General features: G+C 67.3%; 28 protein-coding genes. 22 read left to right on the top strand and 6 right to left on the bottom strand.

Annotation, left to right across the window (positions count from 1 at the left end; translation table 11 throughout):
- Positions 1-185: 185 nt before the first annotated feature.
- From pabB to arfB, 4 genes are read left to right on the top strand one after another with little or no spacing between them, the layout of a single operon-like run.
- Positions 186-1,991, top strand: a complete 1,806-nt coding sequence (pabB, locus tag NTCA1_RS04325) for an aminodeoxychorismate synthase component I (RefSeq protein WP_159828703.1) — start codon at positions 186-188, stop codon at positions 1,989-1,991.
- Complete coding sequence (locus tag NTCA1_RS04320) at positions 1,991-3,160, top strand: pyridoxal phosphate-dependent aminotransferase (protein ID WP_159828700.1); 1,170 nt, start codon at positions 1,991-1,993, stop codon at positions 3,158-3,160. Before pabB ends, NTCA1_RS04320 begins: the two co-directional genes overlap by 1 nt.
- A 1-nt stretch (position 3,161) precedes the next feature.
- A complete protein-coding gene (locus NTCA1_RS04315; RefSeq protein ID WP_086492392.1) occupies positions 3,162-3,815 on the top strand; it encodes an RluA family pseudouridine synthase in 654 nt (217 codons plus the stop codon).
- Positions 3,812-4,228 (top strand): alternative ribosome rescue aminoacyl-tRNA hydrolase ArfB, encoded by a 417-nt coding sequence (gene arfB / locus NTCA1_RS04310; protein ID WP_159828697.1) that lies wholly within the window; start codon positions 3,812-3,814, stop codon positions 4,226-4,228. Before NTCA1_RS04315 ends, arfB begins: the two co-directional genes overlap by 4 nt.
- A gap of 18 nt (positions 4,229-4,246) precedes the next feature.
- On the opposite strand, the gene NTCA1_RS04305 is transcribed toward arfB, so the two are convergent.
- A complete protein-coding gene (locus tag NTCA1_RS04305; protein WP_086492394.1) occupies positions 4,247-4,450 on the bottom strand; it encodes a hypothetical protein in 204 nt (67 codons plus the stop codon).
- 272 nt (positions 4,451-4,722) lie between these two features.
- Between NTCA1_RS04305 and NTCA1_RS04300 the strand changes: the two genes are divergently transcribed.
- Complete coding sequence (locus NTCA1_RS04300) at positions 4,723-5,271, top strand: NADPH-dependent FMN reductase (RefSeq protein WP_159828694.1); 549 nt, start codon at positions 4,723-4,725, stop codon at positions 5,269-5,271.
- Positions 5,272-5,389: 118 nt separating this feature from the next.
- Here the strand turns inward: NTCA1_RS04300 and NTCA1_RS04295 are convergent, their stop codons facing one another.
- The 3 genes from NTCA1_RS04295 to NTCA1_RS04285 all read right to left on the bottom strand — a co-directional run bounded on the left by NTCA1_RS04295 (position 5,390) and on the right by NTCA1_RS04285 (position 7,569).
- On the bottom strand, positions 5,390-6,625 hold the full coding sequence (locus tag NTCA1_RS04295) for an aminotransferase class I/II-fold pyridoxal phosphate-dependent enzyme (RefSeq protein WP_159828691.1): 1,236 nt from the start codon (positions 6,623-6,625) through the stop codon (positions 5,390-5,392).
- An 11-nt stretch (positions 6,626-6,636) separates the two neighbouring features.
- Entirely contained in the window at positions 6,637-6,876 is a 240-nt protein-coding gene (locus NTCA1_RS04290; RefSeq protein WP_054442290.1) for an acyl carrier protein, read from the bottom strand.
- Between the two features lie 330 nt (positions 6,877-7,206).
- A complete protein-coding gene (locus NTCA1_RS04285; RefSeq protein WP_086492452.1) occupies positions 7,207-7,569 on the bottom strand; it encodes a response regulator in 363 nt (120 codons plus the stop codon).
- A 57-nt stretch (positions 7,570-7,626) separates the two neighbouring features.
- Here NTCA1_RS04285 and NTCA1_RS04280 point away from each other — a divergent pair, with 57 nt between their 5' ends.
- From NTCA1_RS04280 to NTCA1_RS04260, 5 genes are read left to right on the top strand one after another with little or no spacing between them, the layout of a single operon-like run.
- On the top strand, positions 7,627-7,920 hold the full coding sequence (locus NTCA1_RS04280) for a DUF3572 domain-containing protein (protein WP_374705159.1): 294 nt from the start codon (positions 7,627-7,629) through the stop codon (positions 7,918-7,920).
- A complete protein-coding gene (locus NTCA1_RS04275) occupies positions 7,917-8,573 on the top strand; it encodes an HAD family hydrolase (protein WP_159828688.1) in 657 nt (218 codons plus the stop codon). The genes NTCA1_RS04280 and NTCA1_RS04275 overlap by 4 nt, the downstream gene beginning before the upstream one ends.
- Positions 8,574-8,604: 31 nt before the next feature.
- On the top strand, positions 8,605-9,069 hold the full coding sequence (locus tag NTCA1_RS04270; RefSeq protein WP_159828685.1) for a RidA family protein: 465 nt from the start codon (positions 8,605-8,607) through the stop codon (positions 9,067-9,069).
- On the top strand, positions 9,050-9,820 hold the full coding sequence (locus NTCA1_RS04265; RefSeq protein WP_159828682.1) for a glycerophosphodiester phosphodiesterase family protein: 771 nt from the start codon (positions 9,050-9,052) through the stop codon (positions 9,818-9,820). Before NTCA1_RS04270 ends, NTCA1_RS04265 begins: the two co-directional genes overlap by 20 nt.
- Positions 9,817-10,953: a GNAT family N-acetyltransferase gene (locus NTCA1_RS04260; protein WP_159828679.1), complete on the top strand. Its 1,137-nt coding sequence runs from the start codon at positions 9,817-9,819 to the stop codon at positions 10,951-10,953. The genes NTCA1_RS04265 and NTCA1_RS04260 overlap by 4 nt, the downstream gene beginning before the upstream one ends.
- A gap of 192 nt (positions 10,954-11,145) precedes the next feature.
- Here the strand turns inward: NTCA1_RS04260 and NTCA1_RS04255 are convergent, their stop codons facing one another.
- Positions 11,146-11,496 carry a hypothetical protein gene (locus NTCA1_RS04255; protein ID WP_236549095.1) on the bottom strand — a complete coding sequence of 117 codons (351 nt, stop codon included), beginning with the start codon at positions 11,494-11,496 and terminating at the stop codon, positions 11,146-11,148.
- A gap of 327 nt (positions 11,497-11,823) precedes the next feature.
- On the opposite strand from NTCA1_RS04255, the gene dksA reads away from it, so the two are divergent.
- The 4 genes from dksA to NTCA1_RS04235 all read left to right on the top strand — a co-directional run bounded on the left by dksA (position 11,824) and on the right by NTCA1_RS04235 (position 15,138).
- Complete coding sequence (gene dksA, locus NTCA1_RS04250) at positions 11,824-12,282, top strand: RNA polymerase-binding protein DksA (protein ID WP_086492403.1); 459 nt, start codon at positions 11,824-11,826, stop codon at positions 12,280-12,282.
- A gap of 213 nt (positions 12,283-12,495) precedes the next feature.
- Positions 12,496-12,873: a PilZ domain-containing protein gene (locus NTCA1_RS04245; protein ID WP_086492404.1), complete on the top strand. Its 378-nt coding sequence runs from the start codon at positions 12,496-12,498 to the stop codon at positions 12,871-12,873.
- 238 nt (positions 12,874-13,111) lie between these two features.
- Positions 13,112-14,686 (top strand): ABC transporter substrate-binding protein, encoded by a 1,575-nt coding sequence (locus tag NTCA1_RS04240; RefSeq protein WP_159828676.1) that lies wholly within the window; start codon positions 13,112-13,114, stop codon positions 14,684-14,686.
- A gap of 62 nt (positions 14,687-14,748) precedes the next feature.
- Positions 14,749-15,138 (top strand): DUF4112 domain-containing protein, encoded by a 390-nt coding sequence (locus NTCA1_RS04235; RefSeq protein WP_086492406.1) that lies wholly within the window; start codon positions 14,749-14,751, stop codon positions 15,136-15,138.
- Between the two features lie 30 nt (positions 15,139-15,168).
- On the opposite strand, the gene NTCA1_RS04230 is transcribed toward NTCA1_RS04235, so the two are convergent.
- On the bottom strand, positions 15,169-15,819 hold the full coding sequence (locus NTCA1_RS04230; RefSeq protein ID WP_159828673.1) for a YqaA family protein: 651 nt from the start codon (positions 15,817-15,819) through the stop codon (positions 15,169-15,171).
- Positions 15,820-16,111: 292 nt separating this feature from the next.
- Between NTCA1_RS04230 and NTCA1_RS04225 the strand changes: the two genes are divergently transcribed.
- The 8 genes from NTCA1_RS04225 (at position 16,112) to NTCA1_RS04190 (ending at position 21,950) form a co-directional block, all read left to right on the top strand.
- The gene (locus tag NTCA1_RS04225; protein WP_159828670.1) at positions 16,112-16,606 is read left to right on the top strand and encodes a hypothetical protein; all 495 of its coding nucleotides are present in this window, start codon (positions 16,112-16,114) and stop codon (positions 16,604-16,606) included.
- Complete coding sequence (locus NTCA1_RS04220) at positions 16,599-17,927, top strand: DNA-packaging protein (RefSeq protein ID WP_159828667.1); 1,329 nt, start codon at positions 16,599-16,601, stop codon at positions 17,925-17,927. The genes NTCA1_RS04225 and NTCA1_RS04220 overlap by 8 nt, the downstream gene beginning before the upstream one ends.
- A 74-nt stretch (positions 17,928-18,001) precedes the next feature.
- The gene (locus NTCA1_RS04215) at positions 18,002-19,165 is read left to right on the top strand and encodes a phage portal protein (RefSeq protein WP_159828664.1); all 1,164 of its coding nucleotides are present in this window, start codon (positions 18,002-18,004) and stop codon (positions 19,163-19,165) included.
- Positions 19,162-19,470, top strand: a complete 309-nt coding sequence (locus tag NTCA1_RS04210) for a DUF6127 family protein (RefSeq protein WP_086492411.1) — start codon at positions 19,162-19,164, stop codon at positions 19,468-19,470. The genes NTCA1_RS04215 and NTCA1_RS04210 overlap by 4 nt, the downstream gene beginning before the upstream one ends.
- Positions 19,467-19,889: an HK97 family phage prohead protease gene (locus tag NTCA1_RS04205; RefSeq protein ID WP_159828661.1), complete on the top strand. Its 423-nt coding sequence runs from the start codon at positions 19,467-19,469 to the stop codon at positions 19,887-19,889. The genes NTCA1_RS04210 and NTCA1_RS04205 overlap by 4 nt, the downstream gene beginning before the upstream one ends.
- Positions 19,890-19,960: 71 nt before the next feature.
- Positions 19,961-21,103, top strand: coding sequence for a phage major capsid protein (locus NTCA1_RS04200; protein ID WP_159828658.1), 1,143 nt, complete (start codon positions 19,961-19,963; stop codon positions 21,101-21,103).
- 128 nt (positions 21,104-21,231) lie between these two features.
- Entirely contained in the window at positions 21,232-21,780 is a 549-nt protein-coding gene (locus tag NTCA1_RS04195) for a hypothetical protein (RefSeq protein WP_159828655.1), read from the top strand.
- On the top strand, positions 21,777-21,950 hold the full coding sequence (locus tag NTCA1_RS04190) for a hypothetical protein (RefSeq protein ID WP_159828652.1): 174 nt from the start codon (positions 21,777-21,779) through the stop codon (positions 21,948-21,950). The genes NTCA1_RS04195 and NTCA1_RS04190 overlap by 4 nt, the downstream gene beginning before the upstream one ends.
- Positions 21,951-21,953 lie beyond the last annotated feature (3 nt).

Here is a 21,953-nt window from a genome sequence, read left to right as displayed (position 1 = left end):
CCCCCACCCGACCTCCCACGAGTGTATCCTGATGGGAGGTCGGGTGGGGGAGAGGGCCGGTGCCGCGCTGAAAATGCCTTCTCGGGCATTTTCCAAACAACCTGAAGTGATAATAGCGCACAGGCCTCGGCGCGAGAGGGATTTTGCCACGGGCCCGGTTCAGCGCTACAGGCGCAGCTTCTGCCATGTCCGAACCGTTCGTCCTCCTCGATGATGCCCGCCGCGAAGGCGCCTGCGATGCCCGCGCCTACCGCAATCCGGTCGAGGTCGTGGTCGCGCGCCGGCCGCACGAAGTGGGCCCGGCGCTGGAGCGGATCGAACGGCTTGCCGCGCAGGGCCTGCATCTGGCGGGCCATATGGCCTACGAGGCAGGCCTCGCCCTCGAACCCAGGCTTGCGCATTTCCTGCCCCCCCGCAGCGACGCCGCCGCGCCGCTGGTCTGGTTCGGCGCCTTCGCCGGGTACGAGGCGATTCCCGCCCCCGAGGTCCCGCAATGGCTGGCTGGCCGCGTCCGGGCGCCGCAGGTCGGCATAGGACCGCTGGATCCGCAGATCTCGACCGGCGACTATGCAAGCGCGTTCGGGCGCCTGCGCGGCGCCATCGAGGCGGGTGACATCTACCAGGCCAACCTGACCTTCCCCCTCGCCGGACCATGGCACGGCGACCCGCTGGCGCTCTATGCGGCGATTCGCCCCTCGGCGGCGGCAGGGCACGGCGGCGTGATCTGCGACGGATCGCAGTGGCTGCTCAGTTTCTCGCCCGAACTTTTCTTCGCGCTGGAACAGGGCCGGATCACGGTCCGCCCCATGAAAGGCACCCGCCCGCGCGGCCACGACGACGCCGAGGATGCCGCGCTGCGCGCCGAGCTTTCCGCCTCGGCCAAGGACCGGGCCGAGAACCTGATGATCCTCGATCTCATGCGCAACGACCTGTCGCGCGTGGCCGAAGCGGGCAGTGTAAGGGCGGAAAATCCCTTTGCGATAGAGACCTATCCCACGGTTCACCAGATGGTCTCGACAGTGCGCGCGCGCCTCTCGCCGGGTCTCGGCGCCGTCGATATCCTGCGGGCGCTTTTCCCCTGCGGTTCGATAACCGGCGCCCCGAAGATCCGCGCCATGGAGTTGATCGACGCGGTGGAACCGCATACGCGGGGGCCTTATTGCGGTTCGATCGGCCGGATCGATCCTACTGGCGATGCGACGTTCAATGTGGCAATTCGCACACTGCGTCTGACCGGGGACGAAAACGGCGGTGGCCGTGCGGTCCTCGGCGTCGGTTCGGCCGTGGTCGCCGATTCACAAGCGCTTCCCGAATGGCGGGAATGCCTGGTCAAAGGGGGTTTCGTGAGAGAGTCGGCAGGGGCGTCCTCGCCCGCCAGTTTCGACCTGATCGAAACGATGTGCTTCACGCCCGAAAAGGGCATTCCGCTGCTCGAACTTCATCTCGAGCGGATCCGCGCCAGTGCCGAGACGCTGGGCTTCAGCTTCGATCGCCATGCCCTGCGCAATGCGATCCAGGCCCTGTGCTTCGATGCCGAGGCGCCTTCGAAGCTGCGCCTCGTCGCCTCGCGCAGCGGTGCCTATGCGCTGGAACTGGCGGCCTTGCCCGAGACATTCTCCGGCCCCGTCACGGTCGGCGTACTGCCGCTGCCGGTCGACAGCGGGGACTGGCGCCTGCGCCACAAGACCAGCGACCGCGGCTTCTACGAGGCCGGTCTCGCGGTGGGGAAGAACGCGGGAGCGCAGGAAGTGCTGTTCCTGCGCGACGACGGCCTGCTGACCGAAGGCACTTTCACCAACCTCTTCGTGGAACGCGGCGGCAAGCTGCTGACCCCGCCCGCCGCGCTCGGCCTGCTGCCCGGCGTCCTGCGCCGCGCGCTGATCGAGGAAGGCCGCGCGGTGGAAGCGGAACTCGGGCTGGGCGACCTCGCGGAGGGCTTCCTGATTGGCAATTCCCTGCGCGGGCTGATGCCGGCACGGCTGCTGAACTGATGCAGACCTCCCCCGCCCTCGCGCGCATCGCCCCCTCGGGCACGACGGCCATGACCGACCGCGCGATCGAACTGCGCGAATCCGGGCGCGACGTGATCTCGCTGTCGGTGGGCGAACCCGACTTCGCCACGCCCCCGCACGTCATCGCCGCCGCCAAGGCCGCGCTCGATGCCGGGCAGACGAAGTATACGGCGGTAGGCGGAACCTCGCAGCTCAAGCAGGCTGCCGCGCTGCACTTCCGGCGCGATCTCGGCATCGAAGTTCCGGCCTCGCAGGTAACGGTCAGCGCGGGCGGCAAGCAGGCGATCTTCCACGCCATGCTGGCGACGCTGGGCGAAGGCGACGAGGTGATCGTGCCCTCGCCCTGGTGGGTCAGCTATCCCGAGATCGTGCGCTTCGCGGGCGGCAAGGTGGTTCCCCTGCTCACCGCCGCGAAGGACAATTTCCGCTTCACCCCCGCCGATCTCGAAGCGCAGATCGGCCCGCGCACGCTCTGGGTCCTGCTCAACAGCCCCGGCAACCCGACGGGTGCCTATTATCCCGAGGACATGCTGCGCGGCATCGGCGATGTCCTGCGCCGTCATCCGCGCGTGATGGTGCTGTCGGACGATATCTACGCGCCGCTGAACTATACCGGCCGTCCGCATGCGACACTGGCCAACCTCTGCCCGGACCTGGCCGACCGCATCCTGACGGTTTCCGGCGTCTCCAAGAGCCACGCGATGACCGGCTTCCGCATCGGTGTCGCCGCTGGACCGCAGTGGCTGATCAAGGCGATGGAAAAGCTCCAGTCGCATTCCTCGGGCAATCCCTGCTCGATCAGCCAAGCCGCCGCGGTGGCCGCTTTCGAAGGGCCGCAGGACTTCCTGAGCGAATGGCGCGAGCGGTTCCGACAACGGCGCGATAAGGTCGTAACCGCGATCAACGCGATTCCGGGTCTGTCCACGCCCTCGCCCGACGGCGCATTCTACTGCATGATCGACGCGGCGCCGCTGATGGACCGCTTCGGCGGGGACGACGTGAAGCTGACGCTGCACCTGCTAGAGCACGGCGTCGCGCTGGTTCCGGCCTCGGCCTTCGGCGGGCATGACGGTTTCCGCATCAGTTTCGCCGCGGACGACGCGCGGCTCGAAGAAGCGCTGCGGCGCATAGAGAAAGCATTGACGTAACATGGAACTGGAAATCCTCTTCGAGGACGGCGAAGCGCTGGTCATCGACAAGCCCGGCGGCCTTCCGCTCGACACGCCGCGCGCCGGTGGGCCGAGCCTCGAAGACCGGCTGGACGAGCTGAAACTGGGCTTCCAGCGCCTGCCTGCGCCGGTTCACCGGCTCGACCGCGACACTTCGGGCTGCCTGCTGCTGGCCCGCAATCCCAAGGCTCTGAAGCGCTTTTCCGCCGCTTTCGAGGAAAAGCAGGTCCAGAAGCGCTACCTCGGCATCGTCGCCGGTACGCTGACGGAAGCGGAAGGCACGATCGCGCTCAACCTCTCCAAGGTCAGCACGGTCAAAGACGGCTGGCGCATGATCCCGGCCAAGAAGGGCAAGCCCGCCGTCACCCACTGGCGCAAGCTGGACGAGAAGAACGGCATGACCCTGGTGGAATTCCGCCCCGAGACCGGCCGCACCCACCAGATTCGCGTCCACGCCGCTTCCGGCCTCGGCCACGCGCTGCTGGGCGATCCAGTCTATGGCTCCAGCAAGGGCGCGCCGCGTACCATGCTGCACGCGGCAGGTCTGACCGTGCCGCGCGGCGACAAGGAGCCGATCGTTGCCGTGGCGCCGCTGCCGCGCGATTTCGCCGCGCTCGGCTTCAGCGATGAATGAGCGAGATTGAAGCCACGATAGACCGCGCCCAGGCCCTGGCGAGCGAGAGCTTCATCGCCGCCTCCGGGCCGGGCGGGCAGAACGTCAACAAGGTGGCGACGGCGGTCCAGCTGCGGATCAACGTCTATGCCCTGCGACTGGCGCCGCCGGTCTTTGCGCGGCTGAAGGAACTGGCCGGCAGCCGCATGACTTCGGGCGGGGAACTGATGTTCACCGCCCGCCGCTTCCGCACGCAGGAAGCCAACCGTGCCGATGCGCGCGAGCGCCTCGCGGAAATGCTGCGTGATGCCCACAAGCTGCCGGAAAAGCGGGCCAAGAGCCGCCTCAACCGGGTGGGCAAGGAACAGCGGCTCAAGGGCAAGAAGCTGCGCGGGTCGGTCAAGGCCGGGCGCGGCAAGGTCAGCTTCGACTAGGGCGTACGGAACCCGTGCCTAACGCTCCATCGCAGCCGAGGCCGTCGGCTCCGGTCGCGCATCGAGCATCTCCGACGCTTCATCCAGCGCCCGCGCTTCGCCGACCGTGACGCTGCCCGGCCCCGGCGCGGAATCGGACTTGCCGCAAGCTCCCAGCGTCAGGGTCACCATCAGGAGGCAAAGGATTCGCATGCCAGCTATATAGCGCAGCGATGTTTCCATCTCAAACGGCTGAGATCACCACGAACGTCATCCTGAACTTGTTTAGCTTCGCTGGCCTTCGGCTCAGGATCCATTTCTGACCATCAGCGGCGGGATGTTCGGCGAGATGGATCCTGAGCCGAAGGCCAGCGAAGCTAAACGAGTTCAGGATGACGGAGCGGGATGTCCGAATATCCCGCGCCCTCGCAACCCTTTCGCTTTTCCCGGACTTCCCACTGACACGGTTTGCACCGATATTTGTCTGCGGCCGCAACCTGCCAAGAGGAGTCGTCATGTCGAAGATCGTCGTCGTCGTCGGAAGCCTTCGCGCCGAATCGTACAACCGCCAGTTCGCAGAAGCCCTGACGCGCCTGCCCACCGCTTCGGGCCATGAATTCGTCTTTGCGGATATCGGCGCGCTGCCGCTCTACGACCAGGATGACGACGGCGACCAGGCACAGTCGGTAAAGGATCTGAAGGCGCTGGTGCGCAGCAGCGACGGCGTGATCTTCGTGACGCCCGAGTACAATCGCTCGATCCCCGGCGTGCTCAAGAACGCCATCGACAATGCCTCGCGCCCCTATGGCGACAGCGCCTGGGCGGGCAAACCGGCCGGGGTGATCGGCGTCTCGGTCGGCGCGATCGGCACCGCCCTGTCGCAGCAGCACTTGCGCAACGTGCTGGCCTATCTCGACATGCCGACCCTCGGCGCGCCGGAAGCCTTCATCCAGTGGAAGGATGGGCTGATCACGCCGGACGGCACCGTGGGCGAACAGTCCGCAGGCTTCGTCGGCGGCTGGCTGGAGGCGTTCCTGGCGCTAGTGGCCCGCCACAAGGATTGATGGGAAACGTCGTCCCGGACTTTGATCCGGGACCGCTGGCAGTGCTTTAGGCGCCCCGCCCGCGAGCAAGGCGCGGCTCGGCCAGCGGTCCCGGATCAAGTCCGGGACGACGTTTTTGTCAGAGGATTCCGGCCGTCTTGCCCGCACGGGTGAACATGCCGATAATCTGCTGGACCTGCTCGGCCGAGTGTTCGGCGCAGAGCGAGCAGCGCAGCAGGGTCATGTTGGCAGGCGTTGCCGGGGGACGGGCGAGGTTCACGTAGAGACCTTCGTGCAGCAGCGCTTCCCACATCATCGCGCCGCGTTCGAGGTCGGGCATGATCACCGCGATGATCGCGCTCTGCGGTTCCTCGGTGCCGAGCTGGAAGCCGGCATCGGTCAGGCCCTTGTGCAGGGTGCGCGAGCTTTCCCAGAGGTGCGCGCGCTTTTCGGCGGCCGTCATCAGCTTGCGGATCGAGGTGGTCGCGGTGGCGACGACGCTGGGCGGCAGGCTGGCGGTGAAGACGTAGGGACGGCAGACCAAGCGCATGATCTCGAACTTGGGGTGGTTCGAGACGCAGAAACCGCCGACCGTGCCGACCGACTTGGAGAAGGTGCCGATCACGAAGTCCACGTCGTCAAGGCAGCCCTGGTCCTCGGCCACGCCGCGACCGTTGGGGCCGATGAAGCCCATCGAGTGCGCTTCGTCCACCAGCACCATGGCGCCGTACTTCTTGGCAACCGCGATCATCTCCTTGAGCGGGGCGATATCGCCCAGCATCGAGTAGACGCCTTCCAGCACGACCAGCTTACCCGCGCCTTCGGGAATGCGCTTCAGGCGCTTTTCCATCGCTTCGATGTCGTTGTGCTTGAAGGGCACGACTTCGGCGTCGCCCATCTTGCAGCCGTCCCAGATGGAAGCGTGGCTGTCGATGTCGAGGACAATGTAGTCACCCTTGCCGGCAATCGTCGAGATGATGCCGAGGTTGGCCTGGTATCCGGTCGAGAACACCATGGCGTGCTTCATGTCGTAGAAGTCGCATAGCGCTTCCTCAACCGCCTTGTGGCCCGCATAGGTGCCGTTCAGCACGCGGCTGCCGGTGGTGCCCGAACCGAAGTCGTCCAGCGCCTGCTTGCCTGCCGCGATCACGTCCGCGTCGAAGGTCATGCCCATGTAGTTGTAGGTGCCGAGCAGGATCGTCTCGCGCCCGTTGCACATGGCCACGGTGGGCGAGATGACCTTTTCCATGACGAGCCCGAAGGGATCGGTGACGCCGGTGGAAAGCAGATCGCGGCGCATCTCGATCAGGGGATCGAACTTGCTGAACAGGTCGGTGTGTACCTGCGTTTCGTTTTCGCTGAGCATGTCGGTCATGACGGAATTCCTCAGCCCTGAAGCTTGACCACGGCGTCGACGAGCTGGCCGTAGTTCTCGATCTCGGCCTGCTGGTTCATCGAGATGATGATGTCGAACCCGTCTTCGATTTCGGCAACGAAGTCCATCACGGTCAGGCTGTCGAATTCCAGGTCGTCGGTGAAGCGGGTCGCGTCGGTAATCTCGACGCCCTTCTTGTTGAAGGGCTCGATCAGCGCGGCGATGCGGGCCGAGGTCTCTGCGCGGTCCATGGTTCTTCTAACTCCGGTCATTTCAGGCGGCGCTCTGGCCGATAATTGCGGCGCAAAAGCGGCGGCGGGATAAACTGTCAAGCAGCCTGTAGCGCAATCCTTCCCCGCGGGGGAGGAGCGGATGACGTTACCGGCACATACTCTTCGGCCCATACTGTCGTCACCCTGAACTCGTTTCAGGGTCCATCGGGCAGCTGGCCCCGGCGTGTCGCGTCACTAGCGGCCCGGTCGGTTCAGGAATTCAGGCACCACGCCTGACTGAACGATAGACACTGAAACAAGTTCAGGGTGACGATCGGGAACTGGCTAGGGCCAGGCCGCCCCCCTCTCTTACAGAAGCGCCCGGACGGCCTGCATGAACGGGCCGATCGAGACCGGCTTGGCCAGATAGCCTTCCGCCCCCGCTTCGCGGATGCGTTCCTCGTCGCCCTTTCCGGCATAGGCGGTGACGGCCAGCACCGGGATGGTGCGCAGGACCGGGTCCTTCTTGGCCGCCTCGATCAGGTCCAGGCCCGAGACATTGGGAAGCTGGATATCCATGATGACGAGGTTGGGCACGAAGTCCCGCGCGCGTTCCAGCGCGTCGAGACCGTCGGCCACAGGCTCCACGGCGAAGCCCTGGCTCCTGAGCACGTCACAAAAGAGCTTCCGGTTGAGGTCGTTGTCCTCGACAACAAGGATACGCTTTGCCATTCGACGCGAGATCACCATCTAGGGCGGGGACACCCGCTCTATGACACGCAAGCGAGACTGACAATTCTTCGAGAGTCGCCATCCCCATCGCAGGACCCTGAGGCTCTGGCGCTCGCCGCCCTCGGCTGGGTGCTGACCGACCAGGACCGCGCCGAGCGCTTCCTGGCGCTCACCGGCCTGACGCCGGACGTGCTGCGCGCCTCGCTGGGGGAGCCGACAACCATGGCGCCAACGATGGCAGCGGTGCTGGAATTCCTCTGCTCGCACGAACCGGACCTCGTCGCCGCGGCCGAGGCGCTGGAGGTTCAGCCGGAAACGCTGGCCCGCGCACGCGAAAGGCTGGGCGCATGACGAATCGCACGGGCCGTCCCCTGCTCATTACCGACTGCGACGAAGTGCTGCTCTACATGGTTTCGCATTTCCGGGACTGGCTGGCCCAGGACGAAGGCGTCACGTTCGCGCTCGATCGCGGCGAGTTCGCGGGCGCCATGCGGCGCACCGACACCGGCGACCTGCTGGAGCAGGCGGAAATGTGGTCGCTGCTGAACAAGTTCTTCGACGGCCAGATGCACCGCCAGACCCCGGTGGACGGGGCCGTGGAGGCGATTCGCGAGATCGCAGCCCATGCCGACGTGGTGGTGCTGACCAATCTCATGGATTTCCGCCAGGAAGCCCGCCGCCTGCAACTGGCAGAGCATGGCATCGATGTGCGCGTCTTCACCAATCAGGGACCGAAAGGCCCCGCGCTGAAGGCGATTCTCGACGAATATGATCCCTCCCGCGCCGTCTTCGTGGACGACCTCGCCCAGCATCACGGCTCTGTCGCCGGGGTGGCCCCGCAGATCGGGCGCCTGCACCTCTGCGCCGAGCCGCTGCTGGCTCCGCATATCGCCTGCGCCCATGTCGCGGGCCATGCCCATGCCCGGATCGACCGCTGGCAGGACGCCGCGCCCTGGCTGATCGACTGGCTGACCCGCAGCGACGCTGCCACGACCGAATCCTGACCTCCGCTCCCCTGACAAGGAAGACGCCAAGATGAGTGCAATCGAATCCCGCCTGGCCGAACTGGGCCTGACGCTTCCCGAACCCGCCGCCCCGGTCGCTGCCTATGTGCCGGTCGTCGTCGCAGGCGGCCTCGCCCATGTCTCGGGGCAGTTGCCCTTCGTCGAAGGCAAGCTGGTGACCGGCCGCCTGGGCGAGGACGTGACGCTGGAAGCCGGTGTCGAGGCGGCGCAGGCCTGCGCAGTGATGATCCTGGCCCAGCTCAAGGCCGCGCTCGGTTCGCTTGACCGCGTCGAGCGCGTGGTCAAGCTGGGCGCCTTCGTCAATTCCACGGGCCAGTTCACCGACCAGCCGAAAGTCGCCAACGGCGCTTCGGAACTGATGGTCGCCGTGTTCGGCGAGGCCGGCAAGCATGCCCGCAGCGCCGTGGGCGTGCCGGTCCTGCCGCTGGGCGCCGCCGTCGAAGTGGACGCCATCGTTGCCGTTCGCCCTGCTTGACCGCTGGCGTTCGCCGCCACCCGACCCGCGCAAGGTCGCCTGGATCGGCGAACACGATTATGCCCATCGCGGGCTGCACGGTGCGGTCATTCCCGAAAACTCGCTCGCGGCCTTCCGGCTGGCGATCGAGGAAGGCTACGGGATCGAACTGGATGTGCAGCGCGCGGGGGACGGCGCCCCGGTGGTCTTCCACGATTCGGTGCTGGACCGCCTGACCGGCGAGACCGGGGCGATCGCCCGCCGCAGCACGGCGCAGTTGGCCGCGGTGACGCTGGGCGGCACAGCCGAAAGCATTCCCAGCCTGCGGCAGGCGCTGACCCTGATCGGCGGCCGCAAGCCGGTGCTGATCGAGCTTAAATCCTCACGCGGGGCCAAGATCTCCGCGCTTTGCCTGGCGGTGCGACGGGTGCTGGAAGGCTATACCGGCCCTCACGCGGTGATGAGCTTCGATCCGCGCGTCTCGCGCTGGTATCGCCGCCATTCCCCGCACACGGTGCGCGGGCTCATCATCTCGGAAGGCGAGGACCGCGCCCTTGCCGGCAAGATCCGCCGCCGCCTGGCGCTGTGGCAGGCCGGGCCGGACTTCCTGGCCTATGACATCCGCGACCTGCCCAGCCGCTTCGCCGCCGCGCAGCGCAAGCGCGGACTGCCGCTCGCCACCTGGACCGTGCGCCGCCCGGACCATCACGAGCGCGCGGGCACCCACGCCGATGCCGTCATTTTCGAGCGTTCTTCGGAAGAATTGACGTGAGCGATGCCGCCTTCGTCGCCCGGCTCCACGGCGCGGTGGGAGGCCTTCCCGCCAAAGAGTGGGACGCGCTGACGGACGGCGGCAATCCCTTCGTCTCACACGCCTTTCTCGCCGCCATGGAGGAGTCCGGCAGCGTCGGAGACGGCAGCGGCTGGACCCCGGTGCCGATCACCGTGACCGGACCGGACGGACGGCTGGCGGCAGCGCTCCCGGCCTATCTCAAGCAGCACAGCCAGGGCGAATATGTCTTCGACCATGCCTGGGCCGATGCCTGGCACCGTGCGGGCGGGGCCTATTATCCCAAGCTCCAGATCGCCGTGCCCTTCACGCCCGCCACCGGCCCGCGCCTGCTGACGCCCCATCCCGAGCTTGCCCCCGCCCTGATCGCCGCCGCCGAATCGATCTGCCGCGACAATGGCCTGTCCTCCGCCCACGCGACTTTCATCGAACCGGCGCAAGTGCATCTGTTCGAAGAGGCGGGCTGGCTGCTGCGCGAGGATATCCAGTTCCACTGGGAAAACCGGGACTACGCCAGTTTCGACGCATTTCTGGAGGCGCTCTCCTCCCGCAAGCGCAAGGATATCCGCAAGGAGCGCGAGAAAGCGCAGCAAGGCGTCGAAATCCGCACGCTGACCGGCGAGGCGCTTCGCGAGGAGCATTGGGACGCCTTCTGGGCCTTCTATCAGGACACCGGCGCGCGAAAGTGGGGCCATCCCTACCTAACGCGCGAGGCGTTCTCGCTACTGGGGCAGACGATGGCGGATCGCATCCTGCTGGTGCTCGCCTATATGGACGGCCGCCCCGTGGCGGGCGCCCTGAACTTCATCGGCAGCGAGGCGCTTTACGGCCGCTACTGGGGCGCGGTGGTGGACAAGCCCTTCCTGCACTTCGAGCTTTGCTACTATCAGGCGATCGACGCCGCCATCGCGCTCGGGCTGTCGCGGGTGGAAGCGGGCGCGCAGGGCGGCCACAAACTGGCGCGCGGCTACGAGCCGGTGCGCACGATATCGGCGCACTACATCGTCCACGAAGGCCTGCGCGCCGCGATCGCCGACTATCTTGAACAGGAACGCGCGGGAATCGCAGGCGACCAGCTTCTTCTGGATGGACGCACGCCGTTTCGGAAGGCCTAGGGCGGATCGACATTCAGTTCAGGTGGAGCCGAGAAGTGTGATTTCCGAGCATCGGAGCGCAGCGGACTTTCGGTCCGTGAGCACCGAAGCACAGGAAATCGCGCTTCGCAGGCCCGCATGGGCTGAATGTCGATCCGCCCGAGGGTCAGGCCCCGTTACGCACGCCTGCCCGTCCGACATGACATCGCCAGCTCAAGCCGCCTTGCGCGCTTCGGCCGAAAGCCATTGCCGCGCCCGCCTCTGGGCTTCGGCGATCTCGCGCGCGGTCATGTCCTCGGCCACTTCGGCGCGGCAGGTGGCGGCTTCCTCGTCCCCGGCCACGGCGGCGAGGTTGAACCACTTGTGCGCCTCGATCAGGTCGCAGGTCGCGCCGTGGCTGCCGGTGGAGAACACCACGCCGAGATCGAAGCAGGCCGCAAAGTCGCCCGCGGCGGCGGCGGCAAGGCGGTCTGGAAGAAACAGCGCTTCGGCCTGCACATCAGCCTCCTCCGCCGCGAACGGCACGAGAACGCACGGGCGTTCCTTCATTATGTCGGCCGTCATTATTCCGGCATATTCCATCGTCAGCTAACCCCCGGTTTACGGCCCTCGCGGCCCGATGCGCCGAAGCTGGCACCAATGTGGTCAACAAGGCGTTAAGGATAAACTCAAAGGATTCCCTGTAAGTTTACGGAGCATGATCTCGAAAGAAACTTGTGCATGGCCCGACCGGGCAATCAGGTTTTTTGTGGACTGCCATGGTTATAGCCTTGTGCAGGCAAATAGGCGGCCCTATAGGCCGCGGCACCGCGGTTTGCCGGGAGGCCACTGGAAAAATCCGGGGTCGCAGGGCGTAGGCAGGCCGGGGGGATTCGTGCGGAGATTCTCTGGATGGCAACGGCCCTAGCTGACGAAATTGATGTCCTCGCCAAGGCCAAGCGTATGCTTGGCGGTTCTTATGTTCCCGTAGAGAACGAAGCCTACATGTGCGAGGCTCAGCAAGACTACTTCCGGCGGCTTCTGCTGGCCTGGAAGAAATCGATTCTCGACGCCGCCGCCGGTACGCTGGCACAGCTTCAGGACGGCCCCATCCGGGAGCCCGACCTCAACGACCGCGCTTCCAGCGAGACCGATTGGGGAATCGAGCTGCGCACCCGCGACCGTCAGCGCAAGCTGATCGCCAAGATCGATTCCGCACTGCGCCGGATCGAGGAAGGCGAATACGGCTACTGCGAAGTGACCGGCGAACCGATCGGCCTCGGCCGTCTCGAAGCCCGTCCGATCGCGACCATGACCGTGGAAGCGCAGGAAGCGCACGAGCGCCGCGAAAAGGTCTCGCGCGAGGAATAATTCCCCGCCGCCTGCTTTCGCCCCGCCGGATCGGAGCGGCTTTTCGTCCTGCTTGCGGGCGAGCCGGGCCGCGAACCGAGCGGGGCGTTAAGGCTTTCTTTGCCACTCGCCCCTAGCTATCGACAGGAACCGCGCCTCGTGCGCGAGGCCATGGCTATCGCGGCCTTCGGTTCGTGATATCATCTGCCCGATCGAATGCCCGGACGAGAACGCATGACCCAGACCGAAAATCGCCAGATCGCGCGCGACAGCCTGTTCCTCATGGCAGACTTGCGCATCGACGGGCTGGACGGGGAGTTTCGGATCAAGGTCCGCAACCTTTCCGCCGGCGGGATGATGGGCGAAGGCGGCATCCAGGTCATGCGCGGCACGCTGGTCGCCGTGAACATCCGCAATATCGGCTGGATTTCCGGCACTGTGGCCTGGGTTCAGGAAAACCGCTTCGGCGTGGCCTTCTCCGAAGAGATCGACCCCAAGCTCGCCCGCGCCGCCGTGACGCCGGTGCCGGACGACAAGCCGAACTTCGTGCGCGATTACGAAGCACAATATTCGCCCGCAACGACCGAGCGAAAGAATCTGCGCAAGCTTTGAAAAATGCCCATCCGGCGGAGTTTTTGTTGGGTGCGCTCGTCACATCCGTGACGAGCTTGCGGCACCGGCCCACGCCCCCACCCGACCTCCCATTCAGTATATCCGAGATGGCAGGTCGGGTGGGGGCGCCTGCGAGAGTTGGGGCCGGTGCCGCTTAAAAATGCCCATCCGGGCATTTTCAAGCAAACTCCAACGCCAGCCATTTGCGCTGCGATGCAAATCGACTACGCCCGGTATCATGTTCGCCCGGTGTGATGTTGCCCTGCGTAAAGCTTCCCGGATTCTGGTCCCTCTGGCCGCGCTGGCGCTTGCCGCCTGCGGATCGCCCGACAATTCGGCCCTGAGCGTCGCGGTCATCGGCGGCGCCGAGGATCCGTTCGATACCGATGCGCAGATGACCCTGGCGGGGCAGCTCGTGCGCGCCTCCACCGCCGAAGGGCTGGTCTCGTTCGACGAGAAGGGCCGCGTAATCCCCGCCCTCGCCGACCGCTGGATCGTTACCGACGATGGGCAGAGCTACATCTTCCGCCTGCGCGACGGAGACTGGGCCTCCGGCGATCCCCTGACCGCCGAATCGGCGAAAGCCGCACTTCAGGCGGCGCTAGAAACGCTGGACGACAATCCGCTGGCGCACGATCTGGCCGGACTGGAGGAAATTCGCACGATGGCCGGGCGCGTCATCGAGATCCGTCTCTCGCGGCCGATGCCCTATCTGCTGCAATTGCTGGCCCAGCCGGAACTCGGCCTGACGTTCAAGCGGCGCGGTGCCGGTCCGATGCGGCTGGAGCGAAACGGCGGCGTGGCCCGGCTCGTGCCGATCGATCCGGCCAGCCTGGGCCTTCCCGCCGTGGAGAATTGGCCCCGCCGCACCCGCCGGATCGATCTCCAGGCGCTGGACGGTTCGGCCGCCGTCGATGCCTTCAACGCGGGCAAGGTCGATCTCGTCATGGGCGGGGAGATCCAGCACTTTCCCCTGACCCGCTCGGTCGGCATCCTGCGCGGGACCATCCAGGTCGATCCGGTGGTCGGGCTGTTCGGCCTCAGGGTCATGAACGAAAAGGGCTTTCTCGCGGATCCGGCGAATCGCGAGGCATTGGCCATGGCCGTCGACCGCGAAGGATTGATCGCGCCGTTCAGCCTGGGCGGATGGTCCGCGACCACCCGCCTCGTCACGCCCAGCCTTGACGGCGATCTCGGCACCATCGGCGAACGCTGGGGCGAACAGTCGATGGACGAGCGCCGCGCGGTCGCTTCGGCCCGGGTGCGCAGATGGACGGCCGGTGCGGATCCGCAGGCCGAGGCGGGCGAGCAAGTGCCCAAGGCCCCGGCTTCCGCGCGCGGCAGCCGCAATCCCGCCCCTGCCCCGGACCCGAACGGCCCGCAGCTTGCGCTTTGGTTGCCGGTCGGCAGCGGCGCGGATATCCTGTTCGACCGGCTCACGGCCGACTTCGCGGCCATCGGCGTTCGCCTGCGACGCACCGACGAACCGGATGACGCGGATCTGCGCCTGATCGACGATGTCGCCCGCTATCCCCGCGCCGCCTGGTTCCTCAACCGTCTGTCTTGCAGCGCCGGAAAAGGCCTGTGCTCCACCGATGCCGATGCCCGCGTTGCCGAGGCCGCCTCGGCCGCGACGCCCGAGGAGCGCTCGGCACTGCTGACGGAGGCGGAGGCGGAACTGACGGCCGCCAACGTGTTCATTCCCTTCGGAACGCCGATCCGCTGGTCGCTGGTGCGCGGCAGCGTGGCGGGCTTCGCACCCAATACCTGGGGCTGGCATCCCTTGATGCCGCTGGCCTGGCTCCCCAGATAATCCTCCTGACCCTTTCAGGAAGAGGTACGACTTTGGCGACTGGACAGACTTCCGCCCGCCGCATGGACTTGGACCTGCCGCTCGGCTCCGACCCGGTTTCGATCAGCCGCCGCATGGAAATGCTGGAAAAAGTGCTGGAACGCGCCTTCACCGTGCCGGGCCTGCGCCGCAAGGTAGGGCTCGATGCCGTCGTGGGTCTGGTGCCGGTGGCGGGAGACGTCGTCTCCGCCGCGCTCGGCATGTATATCGTGTGGGAAGCGCGCAATCTGGGCATGCCGAAATGGCAGCTGGCCCGGATGACCGCCAATGTCGGCATCGACACCCTGCTCGGCGCCATTCCCTTCGCGGGCGACCTGTTCGATTTCGTGTTCCGCTCCAACAGCCGCAACTTGCGGATCGTCCGCAAGCATATCGACAAGCACTATCCCCACGCGCGAGTCATCGAAGGCTGATCGCCGGACGGATCGACATTCAGCCCGGCCTCAGGCCGCCTGAGCAGCGGCGGCTGAAACCGGGGCCAGGTCGCATTTCTGGTTGGTTTCCTTGGCGCCGCCGCCCAGGAAGGCGACTGCCAGGAAACCGGCCACCACGGCCACGGCGAAAGCCGCCGTCACTTTGCCGAGGTGCTTGTCGATCACGGCCTTGATCGGTGCGCCGAACAGACGGAACAGCACGCCCACGATCATGAAGCTGATCGAACGCGATACGATCGAGGCGCCGATGAACACCGCCAGGTTCATGCCGATGAAGCCTGCGGTAATCGTCAGCAGCTTGAACGGGATCGGGGTGGCGCCCTTCACCACGATGATTTCGGCGCCATATTCGCGCAAATAGCAGGCCGCCTTCGGGAAACTGTCCGCCAGCCCCAGCGCGCGCAGCAGCGCTTCGCCGAACGCGGCATAGGCGAAGTGGCCGATCGCATAGCCGAGCAGACCGCCAACCACCGAGGCCAGCGTGGCGATCACGGCAAAGCGAATCGCCTTCTTCGGTTCGGCCAGGCACATCAGCCCCAGTAGCGGATGGGGCGGCACCGGAAAGAAACTGGCTTCCATGAAGGCGAACAGCGCCAGCCACCATTCGGCATGGCGGTGCGCCGCCTTGGCCATGGTCCAATCGTAGAGGCGGCGCAGCATCGAATTCTCCGGGCAGTGACGGACCCGTGCTTAGAGCATTTTCGCGCGCGGTGGAAACACCCGGCACACCGGAAAATGCGGCAAACAAAAGAGAAACACAGGCTGAACCGTTTCGGCACGAAGCGATCGCCCCGCCATAGGCCGGTGCCCTGTCACGAAGCTATAACCCATTTGGTTATATTCGCTTGACTTTAGAGCATGCGATTGGTACAAAACAAGAACATCGAGAGCGAACGATTCGCCTCGCTCACCCCGAAAACCGCAGCCCATTTAAACAGCAGGGACGTTCCCCATGGTCGAGCCGGAACAGGACTCGCCCGGCGATTCCGCGCGCCGGGACGAGAAGCAGATCGAGCCCTGGCGCGCGGAATTTCTCGCCGTGCTGGCGGAAACCTCCAATGTCAGCGCCGCCAGTGCCGCCGCCGCCGTTCCCCCCGCCAAGGCCTACCGGCTGCGGCGCAGCGAACCCGATTTCGCCCGCGAATGGCATGCCGCCCTGCTGGAGGGTTACGAAAACCTGGAGATGGAAGTGCTCTACCGCCTGCGCTTCGGCGATCCCAAGGACGGCGAGGTCAAGTTCGACAACACCACGGCCCTGCGCCTGCTCGGCCTCCACCGGGAAACCGTGGCCCGCGAACGCGCTGCGCGGGAAAACGAGGACCTGGCCGCCGTACGCGCCTCGATCCGGGCCAAGCTGGACCAGTTGCGCGAACACGTGCGCGCCCGCGAAGCGCAGGCGGCGATCGAGAGCCGACCAGAGACAGACGAGGAGGCCGAACATGGCTGAGGCCGATCCCCTGACATGGCTCACCCAGGCCGAAGACGGCGAACTGGAGCATTTCATGGCCCGGCTCGGCCCTTCCGGGCAGCGCGAATGGCGTTGGGACTGGCGGCTCTGGGCGCGCCCTTCGCAGATCGCGCCCGAAGGAGACTGGCGCGTCTGGCTGGTCATGGCGGGGCGCGGCTTTGGCAAGACGCGCTGCGGCGCCGAATGGGTCAACGAGATCGCGGAGAGCCGCCCCGATGCCCGCATCGCGCTGGTCGCCGCCCATCTCGGCGAGGCGCGCGCGGTCATGGTCGAAGGCGAGAGCGGCTTGCTGTCGGTCGGCGCGCCCTGGCGGCGGCCCGTCTTCGAACCTTCGCTGCGGCGCCTGACCTGGCCGAACGGCGCGCAGGCCATGCTCTATTCTGCCGCCGAGCCGGAATCGCTGCGCGGCCCCCAGCACAGCCACGCCTGGTGCGACGAGGTCGCCAAGTGGGACAATGCCTCCGCCCGCGCCGTGGCCGCATGGGACAACCTCTTGATGGGCCTGCGACTGGGCCGCGACCCCCGCGTGGTCGCCACCACCACCCCGCGCAGCGTGCCGCTGGTCATGCGGCTGCTTTCCGAAAGTGAAAACGGCGAAGTGGCCGTGACGCGCGGCAGCACTTTCGACAATGCCGTCAACCTGCCCCGCCGCTTTCTCGACGCAATGCGCACGACGTTCTCCCGCAGCCTGCTCGGGCGGCAGGAAATCGACGGCGAAATGATCGCCGATATCGAGGGGGCGCTGTGGAACCGCACCCTGCTGGAGGACTGCCGCGAGCATGGCGCTCCCACATGCGCGCGCGTCGTCGTCGGCGTCGATCCGCCCGCTTCGGCGGGGGGCGACGCCTGCGGGATCGTCGTGGTCGGCCTGGGCACGGACGGCATGGCCCATGTCATGGCCGATGCCTCGGTGGAAAAGGCCGGTCCCGAACGCTGGGCCCGCGCGGTCGCCGGTACGGCGGAGGCCTGGCAGGCCGACCGCGTGGTCGCCGAAGCCAACCAAGGCGGCGCCATGGTCGCTTCGGTCCTGCGCGCGGCCCGGCTCTCGCTGCCGCTGCGGCTGGTCCACGCCAGTCGGGGCAAAGTCGCCCGCGCCGAACCGGTCGCCGCGCTCTACGAAGCGGGACGGGTTCACCACGCGGGCATGTTCCCCCGGCTGGAGGACGAGATGTGCGGACTGATCGCCGGGGGCGCCTACCAGGGACCCGGCCGCTCGCCCGACCGTGCCGACGCGCTGGTCTGGGCCTTGACCGAACTGATGCTCGGCACCGGCGGCGCGCCTCGGGTCAGTCTGGCGTGACCATGCTCCGCGTCCTTGCGTGAACCCTTCCATGGCGGCGCCTGCCGCTTCCCAAATTGAAAGGAACCCTGGCAGTGTCCTTCATCGATACCCTCTTCGCCGCCTTCAAGGGCGAGAGCACCCGCGTCCCACTGGCACGCGGGCCGGCCTCGCCCTGGTTCTTCGCCGATAGCGGCGGGGGGCGGGCACCGTTCGAATATGGTTCGGCCGTGCGCCGCGCCTATCTGGAAAACCCCGTGGCCCAGCGCGCGGTGCGGCTCGTGGCCGAAGGCATCGGCGGTGCGCCGCTGCGTCCCGCCGATGCCCGGCTCATGGCGCTCGTCACCGAGACCAGCGCCGGGCAATCGTTGCTGGAAACGCTCGCCTGCCACCTGCTGCTTCACGGCAATGCCTATGTCCAGGTGCTCAAGGACGCGCGCGGAAAGCCGGTCGAACTCTACGCCCTTCGCCCCGAGCGGGTCTCCATCCTGGCCGGCGAGGACGGCTGGCCCACCGCCTTCGCCTATGAGGTGGCCGGAAGGCGGCTGACGATCCCGGCGCTGGACGAGGACGCCTCGCCCAACATGATCCACATCCGGCACTTCCACCCCGCCGACGATCATTACGGCGCCGGATGCCTGGCCGCCGCCGACGAGGCGATCGCCACCCACAATGCCGCCGCCCAGTGGAACCGCCAGCTTCTGGAAAACGCCGCCCGCCCCTCCGGCGCGCTGGTCTACGAGGCGGCGGACGGCCAGAGCCTGACCGGCGACCAGTTCGACCGGCTCAAGGCAGAGCTTGCAGGTGCCTATGCCGGGTCCGGCAATGCCGGTCGGCCGATGCTGCTGGAAGGCGGCCTCAAGTGGCAGGCCATGGCGATGACCCCGGCCGACATGGACTTCGCCACGCTCAAGGCTGCCGCCGCGCGCGACGTGGCGCTGGCCTTCGGTGTGCCGCCGATGCTGCTGGGCCTGCCGGGCGATGCCACTTACGCCAATTACCGCGAGGCCAACCGCGCGCTCTGGCGGCTCACCCTGCTGCCGCTGGCAAACAAGATCCTCGCCGGACTGTGCGAAGGCCTCTCGCCGTGGTTCGCGCAAGGCGGCCTCGCCATCGATCTCGACCGGGTGCCCGCGCTCGCCGAGGACCGCGAACGGCTCTGGGCCCAGGTCAGCGCCGCCGATTTCCTGAACACTGCCGAGAAGCGATCCCTGCTCGGGCTGGCTCCCGCGCAAATGCATGAAGGGAACAAATCATGAACCAGAAAGACATGCTGGCCGGGCTGCTCGCCCAGGCCGCAACAGAAGGGAGCGAACTGGTGACCCTGCGCGCCATCGTCGAGGAAGCCAGCGAGGTCGGCGCGCGGCGCATGCTCGCGCGGATCGGCCTCGACGATGCCACGGCGCCGGATGACATCTGCGAACTGCGCGAACTGCTCCAGGCCTGGCGCGACGCCAAGGCCAGCGCCCGGACCGCCGCGATCGGCTGGATCGTGCGCGCCACGCTGGCGCTGCTGCTGCTCGGTCTGGCGGTGCGGCTCGGCGCCGGGGGACTGCTGCGATGATCCCGCAGGAACGGGCCTGCGCGCAGGCGCTCCGCTTCGCCGGCTACGCCGCCCTGTTCGGCAGGCGCGATGCCGGGCGCGACCTGATCCGCCCCGGCGCCTTCGCCCGGACTCTGGGCGAACGCCGCGATCCCCTGCCGCTGTTCTGGCAGCACCGCAGCGACCTCAGGATCGGCTGGGTGGAGACCGCCGCCGAGGACGGACGCGGGTTGCGCGTCGTGGCCTCGGTGGACAACCCGGAGGGCGCCGCCGGTCTCGCGCTGCGACGCGGCACCGTGACGGGGCTCTCGTTCGGCTACCGCGCCCGCGCCAGCCGCACCGGTGCCGAAGGACGCGAGTTGCTCGACCTCGACCTGTTCGAAGTCAGCCTCGTCACCCACCCGATGCAGCACGGCGCGCGGGTGCATCTGATCTCCTGACGCTTCCCCTTCCCCCTTCCCGTTTTTCCCGCCGCCCGAACCGGCGGCTTCAACCGAAAGGTCTATCTGCGATGGAATCCAACACTCCCGTCGAAGCGCTCGATGCCTCGTTCGACCTCGTGGCCCGGCAGGACGCCACCGAAACCGCCGTCGAGGCGCTGCGCGGCGATGTCGACGAGGTAAAGGCCCGGCTCGACCGCGTCAGCCGCGCCGCCGCCCGCCCGGTGATCGAGGGCGCCGCCGCTTCGGCTGCCAGCATCGAAGTGAAAGGCTTCGTCGACGGCTACTTGCGCATGGGCCGCGAGGCCGAGATCAAGTCGCTTTCCGGCGCCGCGCCCGCCGACGGCGGCTATGCCGTCCCGCGCGAGGTCGATGCCCTGATCTCCGCCCGCCTCCGTGCGATCAGCCCGATCCGTGCGATCGCGCAAGTCGTGCAGACCGGATCGGCGGGCTATCGCAAGCTCGTCACCACCGGCGGCACGGCCTCGGGCTGGGTCAGCGAAACCGGCGCCCGCGTCGAGACCGCAACGCCCGCCTTCGCGGAAATCGCTCCGCCCGCAGGCGAACTCTACGCCAACCCGGCGGCGAGCCAGGCCATGCTCGACGATGCCCAGTTCGACATCCAGTCCTGGCTGGCGGACGAGATCGCGATGGAGTTCGCCCGCGCGGAAGGCGCCGCCTTCGTGAACGGCACGGGCATCAACCAGCCCAAGGGCTTCCTGGGCGCCCCCAACGCCGCCACGGCGGATGCCGTGCGGCCCTTCGGCACGCTCCAGTTCCTCGCCTCGGGCAATGCCACCGGCTTCGATACCGCGCCCGAACTGAAGCTGATCGATCTCGTCCATGCCCTGAAAAGCGGCCACCGCCAGGGCGCCAGCTGGGTGATGAATGCGAAGACGCTGGCCGTGGTCCGCAAGCTCAAGGCTACCGACGGATCGTTCCTGTGGCAGCCGGGGCTCGTGGAAGGCCAGCCGAACCGTCTGCTGGGCTATCCGGTGATCGAAGCGGAAGACATGCCCGATATCGCCGCGAATGCCCTGCCGATCGCCTTCGGCAACTTCCGCGCCGGCTACCTGATCGCCGAGCGCAGCGCGACGTCGATCCTGCGCGATCCCTTCACCAACAAGCCCTTCGTCCACTTCTACGCGACCAAGCGCATCGGCGGGCAGGTGCTCGATTCCGACGCGATCAAGCTGCTCAAGATCTCGGCCTGATTTCGGGCCTTCGCGGGGTGCGTTCGCCCCCCACGTCCCCGCGAACCTTGAGCAGCGGCCCGCGCCATGTCCCCCCTCCCCCCTAATGGCGCGGGCCACCCGCCTTTCCCTTCCAGATCGGAGCCTTCATGAACCGGGTCATTCTCTCGCCTCCGGTGCTGCCGCCGATGGCGCTGGCCGAGCTCAAGCAGTGGCTGGGCATCACCTCCACGCGCGACGACGCGCCGCTTGCCGCGCTCCTCGCCGTCGCCCTCGAAACCTGCGAGGCTTTCACCGCCCGCATGCCGCTGCTCGCCTCGTGCGAGGAGATCGTTCCGGCGCAGGCGGGATGGCATGCGCTCTCCGCGCGCCCGGTGCAGGCGATCACCGGCGTCGAAAGCGTGGCGGCGGACGGCACGCGCGCCGCGCTGGCGCCTGCAAGCTACGAAATCGACCTCGACGCCGACGGCACCGGCCGCGTCCGTGTTCCCGTACCCGGCGCGGCGCGGAAGATCGCCGTGCATTTCACCGCAGGGATCGCCGACGCATGGGAAGACCTGCCGGACGGCCTGCGCCACGGCCTCGTCCGCCTGGCCGCGCACCAGCACCGTGAGCGCGACGGCAGCGGCGCGGCCCCGCTGCCCCCCGCCTCCGTCGCGGCGCTCTGGCGCCCCTGGCGGCGGATGCGTCTGACGTGAACCGCCCGATCGAGGCCCGGGCGGACTTCGGCAACCTCGCCGAGCGCCTGACCCGCCGCGCCGAGGCGCTCGCCGAGGCTCATGCCGAAAGCCGCAGGTTGGCGGCGCAAGGCAACGAGACCCGCTGGCGCCGCGCCGCGCTCGTCTGGCCGCTCTTCGCGAAAGGATAAGCC

It is taken from the genome of Novosphingobium sp. TCA1 (genome assembly GCF_009811895.1).
GTDB classification, from domain to species: domain Bacteria; phylum Pseudomonadota; class Alphaproteobacteria; order Sphingomonadales; family Sphingomonadaceae; genus Novosphingobium; species Novosphingobium panipatense_A.
Note: the sequence above shows the minus strand (reverse complement) of the source record. Positions and strands in the feature narration are given on the sequence as shown.

Excerpts from the sequence above, each read along its gene's own strand:
- NTCA1_RS04300 (WP_159828694.1), top strand. The coding sequence starts at position 4,723 with ATGTCGAAGATCGTCGTCGTCGTCGGAAGCCTTCGCGCCGAATCGTAC.
- NTCA1_RS04225 (WP_159828670.1), top strand. The coding sequence starts at position 16,112 with ATGGTCGAGCCGGAACAGGACTCGCCCGGCGATTCCGCGCGCCGGGAC.
- NTCA1_RS04275 (WP_159828688.1), top strand. The coding sequence starts at position 7,917 with ATGACGAATCGCACGGGCCGTCCCCTGCTCATTACCGACTGCGACGAA.
- dksA (WP_086492403.1), top strand. The coding sequence starts at position 11,824 with ATGGCAACGGCCCTAGCTGACGAAATTGATGTCCTCGCCAAGGCCAAG.
- NTCA1_RS04290 (WP_054442290.1), bottom strand. The coding sequence starts at position 6,876 with ATGGACCGCGCAGAGACCTCGGCCCGCATCGCCGCGCTGATCGAGCCC.
- NTCA1_RS04230 (WP_159828673.1), bottom strand. The coding sequence starts at position 15,819 with ATGCTGCGCCGCCTCTACGATTGGACCATGGCCAAGGCGGCGCACCGC.
- NTCA1_RS04210 (WP_086492411.1), top strand. The coding sequence starts at position 19,162 with ATGAACCAGAAAGACATGCTGGCCGGGCTGCTCGCCCAGGCCGCAACA.
- arfB (WP_159828697.1), top strand. The coding sequence starts at position 3,812 with ATGAGCGAGATTGAAGCCACGATAGACCGCGCCCAGGCCCTGGCGAGC.
- pabB (WP_159828703.1), top strand. The coding sequence starts at position 186 with ATGTCCGAACCGTTCGTCCTCCTCGATGATGCCCGCCGCGAAGGCGCC.
- NTCA1_RS04320 (WP_159828700.1), top strand. The coding sequence starts at position 1,991 with ATGCAGACCTCCCCCGCCCTCGCGCGCATCGCCCCCTCGGGCACGACG.
- NTCA1_RS04235 (WP_086492406.1), top strand. The coding sequence starts at position 14,749 with ATGGACTTGGACCTGCCGCTCGGCTCCGACCCGGTTTCGATCAGCCGC.
- NTCA1_RS04305 (WP_086492394.1), bottom strand. The coding sequence starts at position 4,450 with ATGGAAACATCGCTGCGCTATATAGCTGGCATGCGAATCCTTTGCCTC.
- NTCA1_RS04245 (WP_086492404.1), top strand. The coding sequence starts at position 12,496 with ATGACCCAGACCGAAAATCGCCAGATCGCGCGCGACAGCCTGTTCCTC.
- NTCA1_RS04295 (WP_159828691.1), bottom strand. The coding sequence starts at position 6,625 with ATGACCGACATGCTCAGCGAAAACGAAACGCAGGTACACACCGACCTG.
- NTCA1_RS04255 (WP_236549095.1), bottom strand. The coding sequence starts at position 11,496 with ATGACGGCCGACATAATGAAGGAACGCCCGTGCGTTCTCGTGCCGTTC.
- NTCA1_RS04200 (WP_159828658.1), top strand. The coding sequence starts at position 19,961 with ATGGAATCCAACACTCCCGTCGAAGCGCTCGATGCCTCGTTCGACCTC.
- NTCA1_RS04315 (WP_086492392.1), top strand. The coding sequence starts at position 3,162 with ATGGAACTGGAAATCCTCTTCGAGGACGGCGAAGCGCTGGTCATCGAC.
- NTCA1_RS04220 (WP_159828667.1), top strand. The coding sequence starts at position 16,599 with ATGGCTGAGGCCGATCCCCTGACATGGCTCACCCAGGCCGAAGACGGC.
- NTCA1_RS04240 (WP_159828676.1), top strand. The coding sequence starts at position 13,112 with ATGTTCGCCCGGTGTGATGTTGCCCTGCGTAAAGCTTCCCGGATTCTG.
- NTCA1_RS04285 (WP_086492452.1), bottom strand. The coding sequence starts at position 7,569 with ATGGCAAAGCGTATCCTTGTTGTCGAGGACAACGACCTCAACCGGAAG.
- NTCA1_RS04195 (WP_159828655.1), top strand. The coding sequence starts at position 21,232 with ATGAACCGGGTCATTCTCTCGCCTCCGGTGCTGCCGCCGATGGCGCTG.
- NTCA1_RS04270 (WP_159828685.1), top strand. The coding sequence starts at position 8,605 with ATGAGTGCAATCGAATCCCGCCTGGCCGAACTGGGCCTGACGCTTCCC.
- NTCA1_RS04205 (WP_159828661.1), top strand. The coding sequence starts at position 19,467 with ATGATCCCGCAGGAACGGGCCTGCGCGCAGGCGCTCCGCTTCGCCGGC.